We start from the raw sequence: 13,290 nt of genomic DNA, 5'->3' as shown, positions 1-13,290 counted from the left end.
TAAGAATCCATGTCACTTTGAGTGCCCACACAGATTGTCTGATAAATTGTTAAAGAGCAGTGCCGCTTCGTTTTCGCTGCGGCGCGGGGTGTGCATATTACGCTTTCCCGCTGCAGAGTCAAGCATTTATTTTTGCTTTTCTCTGCGAGGTTCTCACCGGAACCCCGCTGACCCGGCGGCTTGTTTGCCGTTGTTCCGTGTCAGTGGAGGCGCATTATAGGGAGTAATTCTGAGGTGACAAGGGGAAATGCAAAAAAACTTTTCGTTCGCTCGATTTTCCATCACAACGCGAGTTTTACGCGCTATTTGCGCGCCATTTGTGCGATTTCCCGAGCAAACCGGGATACCTGTTGCCAGTCGGTATAGACCACTTCTTTGCGGGTATCCGTTTCACCCCCGGTCATTTTCATAATCAGGCGGATCATAAACCGATCGTACCAGCTGTAGCGCGGGTAGCGCAGCGCGCCGGCAAATACCGCGCAGCTCTGCGGCTGCCACGGCGAGTTCAGCAGAAACTTACGCGTATAGCTGTTGGTCTGCGGCGTGCGCTTCTCGGGTTTACGCGCCACCAGGTTAACCGAAAAGAATGCCCCCGGCAGCGCCTGCAATGCTGCCAGATGCTTTTTCACAAAGCGGTCCACCGCCGGATGAAAGTGCCCGTAGCGAATCGACGCGCCAATGACCACCCGATCGTAGTGATGCCATTCGACGACATCGGTACGGTTCAGGTTCAGGGTGTCCGCATCGATGCCCAGCTCTTTAAGCTCAGAAGCGAGAAACGAAGCGATTTCACGGGTCTGCCCGTCGCGGGTGGAGAAGAGAATTAAAGTTTTCACGAGCACTCCTGTTATTCGCGCCAGAAAGTGGGGGTAAAGAGCACCAGTAAGGTGAACACTTCCAGACGACCAAACAGCATATTAGCAATCAGGATCCATTTCGCGACCGGGTTCATGGTGGCAAAGTTATCCGCGACGACGCCGAGCCCAGGCCCGAGGTTGTTCAATGTCGCCACCACGGAGGCGAAAGCAGAGAAGTCATCCACCCCGGTGGCGATAATCGCCAGCATACTAATGATAAAGACCAGCGCATAGGCGGAGAAGAATCCCCATACCGCTTCCAGAATACGTTCCGGCAGCGCGCGGTTACCTAATTTAATGCTATACACCGCATTCGGGTGCACCAGCCGCTTCAGCTCACGGTTGCCCTGCTTGAACAGCAACAGAATACGGATCACTTTTAATCCACCGCCCGTGGAGCCAGCGCAGCCGCCGATAAATGCGGAGCACAGCAACAGCACCGGAAGGAACAGCGGCCAGCGTGCAATACTATCGGTGGTGAACCCCGCGGTGGTCGCCATCGACACCACCTGGAAAAACGCCTGGTTCAGCGTCGTCAACACCGAGCCGTACACGTTATGAAGCCATAGCACCAGCGTACAGACGATGACCAGCGTCAACTGGACGCCAATGAACATCCTAAATTCGGGGTCGCGCCAGTACACCTTCAGGCTGCGTCCGCTCAACAACGAAAAATGCAGACCGTAATTACAGCCGGAGATCAGCAGGAAGATGGCAATGATGGAGTTGATCATCGGGCTGTTGAAATAGCCGACGCTGGCATCGTGAGTCGAGAAACCGCCGATGGCGATGGTGGCGAAACTGTGCCCGATCGCATCGAACGCCGGCATACCGGCAAACCAGAGCGCCAATGCGCAGGCGATTGTGAGTAACACATAGATGAGCCACAATGTCTTCGCCGTCTCGGCAATACGCGGACGCATCTTGTTATCCTTCAGCGGGCCGGGCATTTCCGCGCGGTAGAGCTGCATCCCCCCGACACCGAGGATAGGCAGAATCGCTACCGCCAGCACAATGATCCCCATGCCGCCGAACCACTGCAGCATCTGGCGATAAAAGAGGATAGCGTGCGGAAGCGAGTCCAGCCCCACCAGAGTGGTCGCCCCGGTCGTCGTCAGGCCGGAAAATGACTCGAAGAAGGCATCCGTCACCGTCAGGTTCGGCTGTTCGGAGAAGATAAAGGGCAAGGCCCCCACGCTCCCCAGCACGGTCCAGAACAGCACCACGATCAGAAACCCTTCACGAGATTTCAGTTCGCCTTTTTGCTTACGGTTCGGCCACCACAGCATGGAGCCGATCGCCAGAGCGACAAAGAAGGTTTGAGTGAAGGCCCGTCCCGCGCCATCGCGATATATCAGGGCCACTAATCCCGGGACGATCATCGTCCCCGAAAACAAGATGACCAGCAGTCCAACGATTCGGGTTATGGCGCGAAAATGCATCTCTGGCGCTTCCTTTGATAGGCAAAAAACAGAGGGGATTATTCGTTAATCTTCAGTAATTGCAATGAACCACGACTAAAATCAGCCAGTCTTGCTGAAAAAGCCGCCACTTCGGCCTGGGGAAGCGCCACGCGCAGCCGAACTGACGCCAGATATTCGCTTTCAACGACGTTCCCGGAGAATTGGGCGAGCAGCGCTTCGACGCCGGCCAGTTGCCCATACTCACACTGCAAAGTATATGCCGTTAACGGCGTCTTGCGCAGCGTCGTCAGCTGCGCCAGCGCCTGATGCACCCCGCCGCCATAGGCCTTAACCAGACCGCCGGTGCCCAGCAGGATACCACCGTAGTAACGCACGACGACAGCGGTTATCTCGCCGACGCCGCTTCCCATCAGCTGCGCCAGCATCGGTTTACCCGCCGTTCCCGCCGGTTCGCCATCGTCTGAAAACCCCAGCTGTTGCGAATCATCAGGCGGCCCCGCGACCCACGCCACGCAGTGGTGGCGGGCATCAGGGTGATCCGCTCTGACGGACTCGACAAAAGCTTTTGCCGCCGCCACGCCGTCGGTATGCGCCAACAGCGTGATAAAACGGCTTTTTTTAATCTCCTCAACGACGGTAACCGGCGCCGCCGGGATTAACCAGCTCTCCATCAGGCCAGCTTCAGATCGCGCGTCATATTTTCGATACTGTTTTCGTGAATCACCACGTTATCTTCGATACGGATCCCACCGAACGGCTTCATGGCGTCAATTTTTTGCCAGTTAAAGTGCTTGCTGAACGGGCCTTCACGCCACGGCGCCAGTAACGACTCGATGAAGTAGATGCCGGGTTCAATAGTTAACACCATCCGCGGCTCGATAATACGGGTGCAGCGCAGATACGGGTATTTCGACGGCGCCGCCAGATGCGTACCGGTGTCATCCTGCATAAAGCCAGCGACATCATGCACCTGCAGACCCAGCGGATGGCCAATCCCGTGCGGCATAAACGGCCCGGTCAGGTCATTCTCCACCATCGCCTCTTCGCTCATATCAGTGACTAACTGGTGTTTACGCAACAGCTTCGCGATACGCTGATGGAACTGGATATGGTAATCAATGTAACTGGTACCGGCCTTCATGGTACTAATCAGCGCCTGCTGCTCATCGTTAACGTCTTTGATCAGATGGGCAAAGTCGTTATCGCCGTGCGCCGCCCAGGTGCGCGTCAGATCTGCGGCATAGCCGTTATATTCCGCACCGGCGTCGAGCAGGAAACTGCGCATCTCCGCCGGGGCACGATGGTCCAGTTTGGTGTAGTGCAGGACGGAGGCATGCTCATTCAGCGCGACAATATTGCTGTAAGGCACGTCGGTATCACGATGGCCGGTGGCGGTGAGATAGGCCTGGTTGATATCGAATTCGCTCATCCCCGACTGGAAAGCTTCGTAGGCCGCACGATGACCATTCACCGCCGACTTCTGCGCTTCACGCATGCAGGCCAGCTCGTAATCGGTTTTGTAAGCCCGGTAGTAATGCAGGTAGTCGATAACCCCTTTCGGGTTGATCTTATCCGCGGCGATACCCAGGCCCAGCGCGCGCTCAGGCACCGGGCCGATATAGCCAATATTACCGCGAGCGGCAGGCAGCTGGCTGCCGATGCCATCGGCCTTCGGTAGCGCGATCACGTCTATCTCTTCGGTCCAGAAAGAGGTCGGCAACGGCTCAACGTTATGCCAGTAATCTACCGGCAGATAGAACCACAGCTTCGGTTTATTCACACCGTCCACCAGCAGCCAGCAGTTAGGCACCTGAGTCACAGGCACCCAGGCTTTGAACTGCGGATTGACCTTGAACGGGTACGGATGGTCATCAAGGAAGACGTTAACCAGCTCGCCGGAGTGAATCAGCAGAGCATCCATTTGAAAACGGGCCAGGACGTCGCGGGTACGTTCTTGTAGGGTAACAATATGATTTTTATAGAGCGCGGCCAGGGATTCCATCTTTTATCCTTTGCTTTTATGGGATCGTGATACACCGCATCTTAGCACATCGACCTGCGTGCGGGTGATTTCCGCCGGATGTGATCCGACCAGCAATTATTTAAAGACTAATTTGCAATTCTTTAACATAAATTCCACACTCCGTTTCATCTGGTATGACCAGATCATATTGCTGGATTCAGGAGACTGACATGCTCTACAAAGGCGACACCCTGTACCTCGACTGGCTGGAAGATGGCATCGCCGAACTGGTGTTCGATGCCCCAGGTTCGGTCAACAAGCTTGATACCGCAACCGTAGCCAGCCTTGGTCATGCGCTGGACGTACTGGAAAAACAAAGCGATCTCAAAGGTCTGCTGCTGCGCTCTGAAAAAGCGGCATTTATCGTCGGCGCGGATATCACCGAATTCCTCTCGCTGTTCCTGGTCCCTGAAGAGCAGTTAAGCCAGTGGCTGCATTTTGCTAACAGCGTCTTCAATCGTCTGGAAGATCTCCCCGTCCCCACTATCTCTGCCGTCAATGGCTATGCGCTGGGCGGCGGTTGCGAATGTGTGCTGGCGACCGATTACCGCCTGGCGACGCCGGACCTGCGCATTGGGCTGCCGGAAACCAAGCTCGGCATTATGCCGGGCTTCGGCGGTTCCGTGCGTCTGCCGCGCCTGCTCGGCGCCGATAGCGCGCTGGAAATTATTGCCGCCGGGAAAGACGTCGGCGCCGATCAAGCACTGAAAATCGGCCTGGTGGATGGCGTGGTCGCTGCGGAAAAACTACGCGACGGCGCGCTGGCGATCCTACGTCAGGCCATGAATGGCGACCTGGACTGGAAAGCGAAACGTCAGCCGAAGCTGGAGCCGCTGAAGCTCAGCAAAATTGAAGCCGCCATGAGCTTCACGATTGCCAAAGGCATGGTCGCGCAAACCGCCGGGAAGCATTACCCGGCGCCGATCACCGCGGTCAAAACCATTGAAGCCGCCGCGCGTCTTGGTCGTGAAGAAGCCCTGGTGCTGGAAAATAAAAGCTTTGTCCCGCTGGCCCATACCAATGAGGCCCGCGCGCTGGTTGGTATCTTCCTGAACGACCAGTACGTCAAAGCGAAAGCGAAAAAGCTGACCAAAGATGTCGAGACGCCGAAGCATGCTGCCGTCCTGGGCGCTGGCATTATGGGCGGCGGTATCGCTTACCAGTCGGCCTGGAAGGGCGTGCCGGTGGTGATGAAAGACATCAGCGACAAATCGCTGACCCTTGGCATGACCGAAGCGGCGAAGCTGCTGAATAAACAGCTGGAACGCGGCAAAATCGACGGTCTGAAGCTGGCCGGAGTGATAAGCACCATTCAGCCAACCCTGGAATACAGCGGTTTTGATCGCGTCGACGTGGTTGTTGAAGCGGTGGTCGAAAACCCGAAAGTGAAGAAAGCCGTACTAGCGGAAACCGAGTCAAAAGTGCGCCCGGATACCGTGCTGGCGTCCAACACCTCAACGATCCCCATCAGCGAGCTGGCCAGCGTTCTGCAGCGCCCGGAAAACTTCTGCGGTATGCACTTCTTTAACCCGGTGCATCGCATGCCGCTGGTTGAAGTGATCCGCGGCGAAAAAACCTCGGATAATACCATTGCCAAAGTGGTGGCCTGGGCCAGCAAAATGGGCAAAACGCCGATCGTGGTGAATGATTGTCCCGGCTTCTTCGTCAACCGGGTACTGTTCCCCTACTTCGCCGGCTTCAGCCAGCTGCTGCGCGACGGAGCGGACTTCCGCAAAGTCGACAAAGTGATGGAGAAACAGTTTGGCTGGCCGATGGGCCCGGCTTATCTACTGGACGTGGTCGGCATCGATACCGCACACCATGCTCAGGCGGTCATGGCGGCGGGCTTCCCGCAGCGGATGCAGAAAGATTATCGCGACGCCATCGACGCCCTGTTTGACGCCAACCGTTTCGGCCAGAAGAACGGCCTCGGCTTCTGGCGCTATAAAGACGACAGCAAAGGTAAGCCGAAGAAAGAAGAAGATGCTGCCGTCGACAGCCTGCTGGCCGACGTCAGCCAGCCGAAGCGCGATTTCAGCGATGAAGAGATTATCGCCCGCATGATGATCCCCATGGTTAACGAAGTCGTCCGCTGCCTGGAAGAAGGCATTATCGCCAGCCCGGCGGAAGCGGATATGGCGCTGGTATACGGCCTGGGCTTCCCTCCGTTCCACGGCGGCGCATTCCGCTGGCTGGACACCATCGGCAGCGCGAAGTATCTCGATATGGCGCAGCAATACCAGCACCTTGGCCCGCTGTATGAAGTGCCAGCCGGTCTGCGTGACAAAGCGCGCCATAACGAAGCGTATTATCCCCAGGTAGAGCCAGCCCGTCCGGTTGGCGCTCTGAAAACGGCTTAAGGAGTCACAATGGAACAGGTTGTCATTGTCGATGCAATTCGCACCCCGATGGGCCGTTCGAAGGGCGGCGCATTTCGCCACGTGCGCGCGGAAGACCTCTCCGCGCACCTGATGCGTAGCCTGCTGTCGCGCAATCCGTCGCTTGAGGCAAGCGCGATAGACGATATCTACTGGGGTTGCGTGCAGCAAACCCTCGAGCAGGGTTTTAACATCGCCCGAAACGCGGCGCTGCTGGCGGAGATCCCGCATTCGGTACCAGCAAATACGGTCAACCGTCTGTGCGGTTCTTCCATGCAGGCGCTGCACGATGCGACCCGTATGATCATGACCGGCGATGCCAGCGTCTGCCTGATTGGCGGCGTCGAGCACATGGGCCATGTGCCAATGAGCCATGGCGTCGATTTCCATCCGGGCCTCAGCCGCAACGTGGCAAAGGCGGCAGGGATGATGGGGCTGACTGCGGAGATGCTGGCGCGTCTGCACGGTATTAGCCGCGAGATGCAGGATCAATTCGCCGCGCGCTCTCACGCTCGTGCCTGGGCCGCAACCCAGTCCGGCGCATTCAAAGCGGAGATTATCCCCACCGGCGGCCACGATGCCGATGGCGTACTCAAGTCCTTTAACTATGACGAGGTGATCCGCCCGGAAACCACCGTCGAGACGCTGTCCACGCTTAAACCGGCGTTTGACCCGGTGACCGGTACGGTAACGGCGGGTACCTCTTCCGCCCTTTCCGATGGCGCAGCGGCGATGCTGCTGATGAGCGAAAGCCGCGCTCGCGAGCTGGGGCTGAAGCCGCGCGCTCGCGTCCGTTCAATTGCGGTGGTCGGCTGCGACCCGTCCATTATGGGTTATGGCCCGGTTCCGGCCTCAAAGCTGGCGCTGAAAAAAGCGGGCTTATCCACCAGCGATATCGACGTTTTTGAAATGAATGAAGCATTTGCCGCGCAGATCCTACCGTGTATTAAAGATCTGGGCTTAATGGAGCAGATCGATGAGAAGATCAACCTCAACGGCGGGGCGATCGCGCTCGGTCATCCGCTGGGCTGTTCCGGGGCGCGTATTAGCACCACGCTGATCAACCAGATGGAGCGCAAAGACGCTCAGTTCGGCCTCGCCACCATGTGTATCGGCCTGGGACAAGGGATCGCTACCGTGTTTGAGCGGGTTTAAGCGAAAGGGTATCTCAACGCCATGGCCACCAGAACCTGGCGGCTATGGCGAAGAGAGCAGGTTTAGTTGCCGTTCTTCCCGCCTGTCAGGGGCGGGTTTTTTATTTTCAGATAAACGCAAACGCATCGCCAAACAGGCGATCTTCACGCGCGCCGCGCTCATTACAGAACAGGTCGCGAGCGATCTTGGCCATCTCAAAACGACCGGCAATATAGATGTCATGCTCGGCCAGCGTACCGTAATCCTGCAGCACGGCGGTGAGTACCGTACCGGAGCGACCACGCCACCCTTCTTCCGGCTGTTCGACCACCGGCTCGATGCGCAGATTCGGATGCTTGATGCTTAACGCTTCCAGCTCGGCCAGATCGTACAGATGCTTAGCCTCGCGGCCGCCCCAATAAATGGCGATATCGCGATCCGGGTTACGCGCCAGCGCGCTTAACAGAATAGAACGCACATAAGAGAATCCGGTACCGCCAGCGATCAGAATCAGCGGGCGATCTTCGTCATCGCGCAGCCACGCTTCGCCATGCGGAATATCAACCTCAATTTCACGCTCTTTCAGAATGCGATCCATGACCGCCATCGCGTACAGATTGAGCTCCGAGGCGCCGATATGCAGCTCGATAAATTCCTGTTCCGCCGGCGTGGAAGCCATGGAGAACGGGCGCTTGTCGCGCTCATCCATTACCACCATCAGATACTGGCCGGCACGGAAGGAAAATGCCGCTTCCGGCACTAATCGAACACGATATACGGTATCGGTAATCGCCTCCACCGAGGTCACTTTACAGCTTAAGGTTGTCATGCGTCCCCTCTGTCGGGTCAATAGAGCAAAACAGCGGCGTTAGCCCCGCTTACTGTTGTTTAAAGATGGCCAGTTCATCCCAGATGGCGTCAATACGCGCCGTAACGGCAGGATCTTTTTTGATTGGGCGACCCCATTCACGCTGGGTTTCGCCAGGCCATTTATTGGTGGCATCCAGCCCCATTTTTGAACCCAGGCCGGAAACCGGCGAGGCAAAATCCAGATAATCAATTGGCGTATTCTCTACCAGTACCGTATCACGAGCCGGGTCCATACGGGTAGTGATCGCCCAAATCACATCGTTCCAGTCGCGTGCATTGACGTCGTCATCGCAGACAATCACGAACTTGGTGTACATAAACTGGCGCAGGAACGACCAGACGCCCATCATTACGCGCTTGGCATGTCCCGCGTACTGTTTTTTCATGGTCACCACCGCCAGGCGATAGGAGCACCCTTCCGGCGGCAGATAGAAATCAACGATTTCCGGGAACTGCTTTTGCAGGATCGGCACGAAGACTTCATTCAGCGCCACGCCCAGCACCGCTGGCTCATCGGGCGGTCGGCCGGTATAGGTAGAATGATAAATCGCGTCTTCACGCTGGGTAATATGGGTTACCGTAAACACCGGGAACTGGTCTACTTCATTGTAGTAACCGGTGTGGTCGCCATACGGGCCTTCCGGCGCCATTTCACCGGCCTCAATGTAGCCTTCTAGCACAATTTCCGCGCTGGCCGGCACTTCAAGGTCATTGGAAACGCACTTAACCACTTCGGTCTTGGTGCCGCGCAGCAGGCCTGCGAAGGCATATTCCGACAGGGTATCGGGCACCGGCGTCACCGCGCCAAGAATGGTTGCCGGATCGGCGCCAAGCGCCACGGAAACCGGGAAGCGTTCGCCCGGACGCGCCGCGCACCACTCCTGGAAATCCAGCGCGCCGCCGCGATGAGACAGCCAGCGCATAATCAGTTTGTTTTTGCCGATCAGCTGCTGGCGATAAATCCCCAGGTTCTGCCGCTCTTTGTGCGGCCCGCGGGTTACCGTCAACCCCCAGGTGATCAGCGGCGCGGCATCTTCCGGCCAGCAGGTCATAATCGGGATTTTATTCAGATCGACATCATCGCCCTGGATGATTTTTTGCTGACAGGGGGCGCCGCGCAGGCGTTTGGTCGGCATATTCAGCACTTGCTTGAACTGCGGCAGCTTATCAAACAGGTCGCGGAAGCCTTTTGGCGGCTCAGGTTCTTTCAGAAAGGCCAACAGTTTACCCACCTCGCGCAGCGAACTGACATCCTCCTGCCCCATCCCCAACGCCACGCGACGCGGCGTGCCGAACAGATTGCACAGCACCGGCATGGTATAGCCTTTCGGATTCTCAAACAGCAGCGCCGGGCCGCCGGCGCGCAGAGTCCGGTCGGCAATTTCGGTGATTTCCAGGTGAGGATCGACCGGCAGAGTGATACGTTTTAGTTCGCCCTGTTGTTCCAGGAGTGTCAGAAAGTCGCGAAGATCGTGATATTTCATGGAAGTGTTATTGACCTCTCTACAGGCGGCTAATTATACGGTGTTCGACGGCGCGATGCTGTAATTTTGTTAAATTAGCGTGAAAGAACGCTGAAATTTGGATTTCAATTATAATGGCTTTCGCGATTACACCAGCCATTTGTTATGCTTGCCGTTATTAGAAGTGGAATGAGTCATTATGCAAGCCTGGTACTTACTGTATTGCAAACGTGGGCAGCTACAACGAGCCCAGGAACATCTGGAACGTCAGTCAGTTAACTGCCTGATGCCGACGATTGCGCTGGAAAAAATCATTCGCGGTAAACGCACCATGGTCAGCGAACCGTTGTTCCCGAACTACCTGTTTATTGAGTTCGATCCAGAGGTGATTCATACCACCACCATCAGCGCCACTCGCGGGGTTAACAACTTCGTGCGCTTTGGCGCCCTACCCGCTATCGTCCCCTCGGCGGTCATCCATCAGCTTTCTATCTACAAACCGGAAGGGATTACCGACCCGGAAACGCCGCATGAGGGCGATAGCGTGCTAATCACCGACGGCGCGTTTGAAGGCCTGGAGGCGATCTTCACCGAGCCCGACGGCGAAGCGCGCTCTATGTTGCTGTTAAACCTGCTGAATAAGCAAGTCCTGCAGAGCGTTAAAAATACCGACTTCCAGAAAATCTAAACGCCGTTAATGTCGACGCCAAACAGCGCCCTGACGTTTGCGTCCGTTTGCGCCTCCAGCCATTGCGCCTCCTCGCCGCGCCAGGCCGCGACGCTGGCCAGGATATGCGGCAAATACGCGGGCTCGTTACGCCGCGAGGCCGGTTTCGGCTTGAGATCGCGCGGCAGCAGATAAGGCGCATCGGTCTCCAGCAGCAGACGTTCCGCCGGGATCGCCGGCAGCAGCTCGCGCAGCTCCAGTCCCCGCCGCTCATCGCAAACCCAACCGGTAATACCGATAAACAGGCCCAGATCCAGGCATTCCTGCACCTCGCTGCGGCTGCCGGTAAAGCAGTGCAGCACCGCGCCCGGGAGCTTCTCAAGCCAGGGTTTAAGCAGCGTCAGAAACCGATCGTGGGCGTCGCGGCAGTGCAAAAACACCGGCATCGACAGCTCAGCGGCCAGCGCCAACTGGGCGCTGAACGCTACCTCCTGCTCGTGCGGCGTGGAAAAATTCCGGTTAAAATCCAGACCGCACTCGCCTATCGCCACCACCAGCGGCTCACCGGCGAGGGTATAAATCGCCTCGGCGACCGCTGGCGTCCAGCTGCTACCGTCATGGGGATGAACCCCCGCCGTGGACCAGCAGCCGGAATAGCGGCTCGCCAGTTTCTGCGCCTGCTGGCTCTCCGCCAAATTTGTGCCGGTCAGCAGCATGCCGTTAACCCCCGCCGCCAGGGCGCGCGCCACTACCTCATCATGATCGCGGGAAAACTGCGAACTGGTCAGATTAACGCCGATATCAAACATGATCGCTCCCATATGCCAACCGCCCTGACGGGCGGTTGGCGGTATTACTCTTCTCTGTGCTCTGCGGCTTCAGCTTCGGCCGCGGCGTCGTCATCGCGCGTCAGGCGCTTCCCGGTGTAGAAGCGGGCGAAGAACACCCCGACTTCAAACAGACAGTACATCGGAATGGCCAGCAGTGTCTGCGAGAATACGTCCGGCGGCGTCAGCAGCATGCCCACCACGAAGGCACCCACCAGCACATACGGCCTTTTTTTACGCAAGTCTTCCGGCGTGGTAACGCCCATCCAGCAGAGCAACACAATGGCGACCGGCACCTCAAAGGAGACCCCGAATGCCATAAACAGCGCCATCACGAAGTCGAGATAGCTGCGAATATCGGTCGAGACCAGCACCCCTTCCGGCGCCGCATGGGTCAGGAAGCCGAACGCCAGCGGAAACACGACAAAATAGGCGAAAGCCATGCCGATATAGAACAGCAGGGTACTGGATACCAGTAAAGGCACCACCAGCCGGCGTTCGTGCTTATACAACGCCGGCGCGACGAAGGCCCATACCTGGTAAAGAATAATCGGCACCGACAGGATCACCGACACCATGAAGGTCAACTTTATCGGCGTAAAGAAAGGTGAAGCGACATCGGTGGCGATCATCGTCGCGCCCACTGGCATCTTACTGATAAGCGGGGCCGAGACCAGCTGGTAGATATCATTGGCGAAATAGACCAGCGCCAGGAAGATCACCAGAATAGCAATGATGCTGTTGAGCAGACGCTTGCGCAGCTCAATCAGATGCGAAATTAGCGGTTGTGTATCGTCTACGCCCATGTTTACGGTTTATCACTCGATGCGGGGGAAGAATGGGGAACTGCCGCCGTAGCGGACGTTTTCTCTGCCTGAAGGTCAGCCGGTGAAGCAGATTGCTCGTCGGCAACGGGATCTGGCGCATGAGCCGGAGCGCTGGCCTGATGTTCTGCCGTCGCCGGCGTGACGTCCTGGCGCTGCGCTTCGCTGCCTTTGACCACCGGATTAAGGATGGTATTGGCTTCGTCGCTGGCTTTTTCGGGATCGTGGGCGCTATAGGAGCGCTTCATCGACTCCGCGGCCTCGCGCAGTTCATCCATCGAGGCTTTCAGCTCCGGCGTCAGGTTATTCAGGCTAGCCTTTTCCACCTTCTTCAGGCTCTCCTGGAACTCCTGCAGTTTTAGCTCCTGGGCCAGCTCATTTTGTACCGTGGTCGCCAGCGAGCGTAACGTACGGATCCAGCCAACTACCGTTTTAACCGCTACGGGAAGCCGCTGTGGCCCCAGAACAATGAGGCCAATCACAAACACCAGCAGTAGTTCACTAAAACCAATATCGAACACGAGTTACACCTGCTCTTTGTCGTGGCGTTTTGTCTCGTCTTTTTTTGCATCATCCTGTTTATCGGCGATGGTTTTCGCCGTGAAATCTGCGTCTGGCGCCGACTTTTCGGGTTTATCATCATCACTCATGGCTTTTTTAAAGCCTTTGATAGATGCCCCTAAGTCAGACCCCAGCGAGCTCAGCTTCTTCGTCCCAAAAAGCAGAACTACGATGACGACAACAATTAATAACTGCCAAATACTGATACCACCCATACACGTTCCCCTATGACAGATGATGAATTGTGTGGACGCATTATACA

At 56.9% G+C, this 13,290-nt stretch carries 13 protein-coding genes; 3 read left to right on the top strand and 10 right to left on the bottom strand.

Going from position 1 to position 13,290, the window contains the following annotated elements; all coding sequences use genetic code 11:
• Positions 1 to 302 precede the first annotated feature (302 nt).
• Genes hemG through pepQ form a run of 4 tightly spaced genes read right to left on the bottom strand, consistent with a single transcriptional unit; the run spans position 303 to position 4,283 of the window.
• Positions 303 to 836: a menaquinone-dependent protoporphyrinogen IX dehydrogenase gene (gene hemG / locus BHE81_RS23840; RefSeq protein ID WP_002883453.1), complete on the bottom strand. Its 534-nt coding sequence runs from the start codon at positions 834 to 836 to the stop codon at positions 303 to 305.
• Positions 837 to 847: 11 nt separating this feature from the next.
• Complete coding sequence (trkH, locus tag BHE81_RS23835) at positions 848 to 2,299, bottom strand: Trk system potassium transporter TrkH (protein WP_002883450.1); 1,452 nt, start codon at positions 2,297 to 2,299, stop codon at positions 848 to 850.
• Between the two features lie 38 nt (positions 2,300 to 2,337).
• Positions 2,338 to 2,952 carry an IMPACT family protein gene (locus BHE81_RS23830; protein WP_002883449.1) on the bottom strand — a complete coding sequence of 205 codons (615 nt, stop codon included), beginning with the start codon at positions 2,950 to 2,952 and terminating at the stop codon, positions 2,338 to 2,340.
• Positions 2,952 to 4,283, bottom strand: a complete 1,332-nt coding sequence (gene pepQ / locus BHE81_RS23825) for a Xaa-Pro dipeptidase (RefSeq protein WP_004152060.1) — start codon at positions 4,281 to 4,283, stop codon at positions 2,952 to 2,954. Before pepQ ends, BHE81_RS23830 begins: the two co-directional genes overlap by 1 nt.
• Before the next feature lie 191 nt (positions 4,284 to 4,474).
• Between pepQ and fadB the strand changes: the two genes are divergently transcribed.
• Together fadB and fadA are read left to right on the top strand one after the other, a co-directional pair.
• On the top strand, positions 4,475 to 6,664 hold the full coding sequence (gene fadB, locus BHE81_RS23820) for a fatty acid oxidation complex subunit alpha FadB (protein WP_004901902.1): 2,190 nt from the start codon (positions 4,475 to 4,477) through the stop codon (positions 6,662 to 6,664).
• A gap of 9 nt (positions 6,665 to 6,673) precedes the next feature.
• Positions 6,674 to 7,837, top strand: coding sequence for an acetyl-CoA C-acyltransferase FadA (fadA, locus tag BHE81_RS23815; RefSeq protein WP_023302346.1), 1,164 nt, complete (start codon positions 6,674 to 6,676; stop codon positions 7,835 to 7,837).
• 106 nt (positions 7,838 to 7,943) lie between these two features.
• Here the strand turns inward: fadA and fre are convergent, their stop codons facing one another.
• Positions 7,944 to 8,645, bottom strand: coding sequence for an NAD(P)H-flavin reductase (gene fre / locus BHE81_RS23810; RefSeq protein WP_002883448.1), 702 nt, complete (start codon positions 8,643 to 8,645; stop codon positions 7,944 to 7,946).
• 49 nt (positions 8,646 to 8,694) lie between these two features.
• The gene (gene ubiD, locus BHE81_RS23805) at positions 8,695 to 10,170 is read right to left on the bottom strand and encodes a 4-hydroxy-3-polyprenylbenzoate decarboxylase (RefSeq protein WP_009309755.1); all 1,476 of its coding nucleotides are present in this window, start codon (positions 10,168 to 10,170) and stop codon (positions 8,695 to 8,697) included.
• 178 nt (positions 10,171 to 10,348) lie between these two features.
• Here ubiD and rfaH point away from each other — a divergent pair, with 178 nt between their 5' ends.
• Positions 10,349 to 10,837 (top strand): transcription/translation regulatory transformer protein RfaH, encoded by a 489-nt coding sequence (rfaH, locus tag BHE81_RS23800; RefSeq protein ID WP_002883430.1) that lies wholly within the window; start codon positions 10,349 to 10,351, stop codon positions 10,835 to 10,837.
• Here the strand turns inward: rfaH and tatD are convergent.
• The 4 genes from tatD to tatA are packed head-to-tail and all read right to left on the bottom strand — an operon-like array spanning position 10,834 to position 13,243.
• Positions 10,834 to 11,637, bottom strand: a complete 804-nt coding sequence (gene tatD / locus BHE81_RS23795; protein ID WP_072145359.1) for a 3'-5' ssDNA/RNA exonuclease TatD — start codon at positions 11,635 to 11,637, stop codon at positions 10,834 to 10,836. The two genes, rfaH and tatD, sit on opposite strands and share 4 nt — an antisense overlap.
• 32 nt (positions 11,638 to 11,669) lie before the next feature.
• Positions 11,670 to 12,449, bottom strand: coding sequence for a Sec-independent protein translocase subunit TatC (gene tatC / locus BHE81_RS23790; RefSeq protein WP_002883427.1), 780 nt, complete (start codon positions 12,447 to 12,449; stop codon positions 11,670 to 11,672).
• Positions 12,450 to 12,451: 2 nt separating this feature from the next.
• Positions 12,452 to 12,988 (bottom strand): Sec-independent protein translocase protein TatB, encoded by a 537-nt coding sequence (gene tatB / locus BHE81_RS23785; protein WP_002883426.1) that lies wholly within the window; start codon positions 12,986 to 12,988, stop codon positions 12,452 to 12,454.
• A gap of 3 nt (positions 12,989 to 12,991) precedes the next feature.
• Positions 12,992 to 13,243: a Sec-independent protein translocase subunit TatA gene (gene tatA, locus BHE81_RS23780; protein WP_002883425.1), complete on the bottom strand. Its 252-nt coding sequence runs from the start codon at positions 13,241 to 13,243 to the stop codon at positions 12,992 to 12,994.
• Between the last annotated feature and the right edge of the window lie 47 nt (positions 13,244 to 13,290).

Source organism: Klebsiella sp. AqSCr (genome assembly GCF_008452795.1).
Taxonomy (GTDB): domain Bacteria; phylum Pseudomonadota; class Gammaproteobacteria; order Enterobacterales; family Enterobacteriaceae; genus Klebsiella; species Klebsiella pneumoniae.
This window is presented reverse-complemented; position numbering and strand designations above follow the sequence as displayed.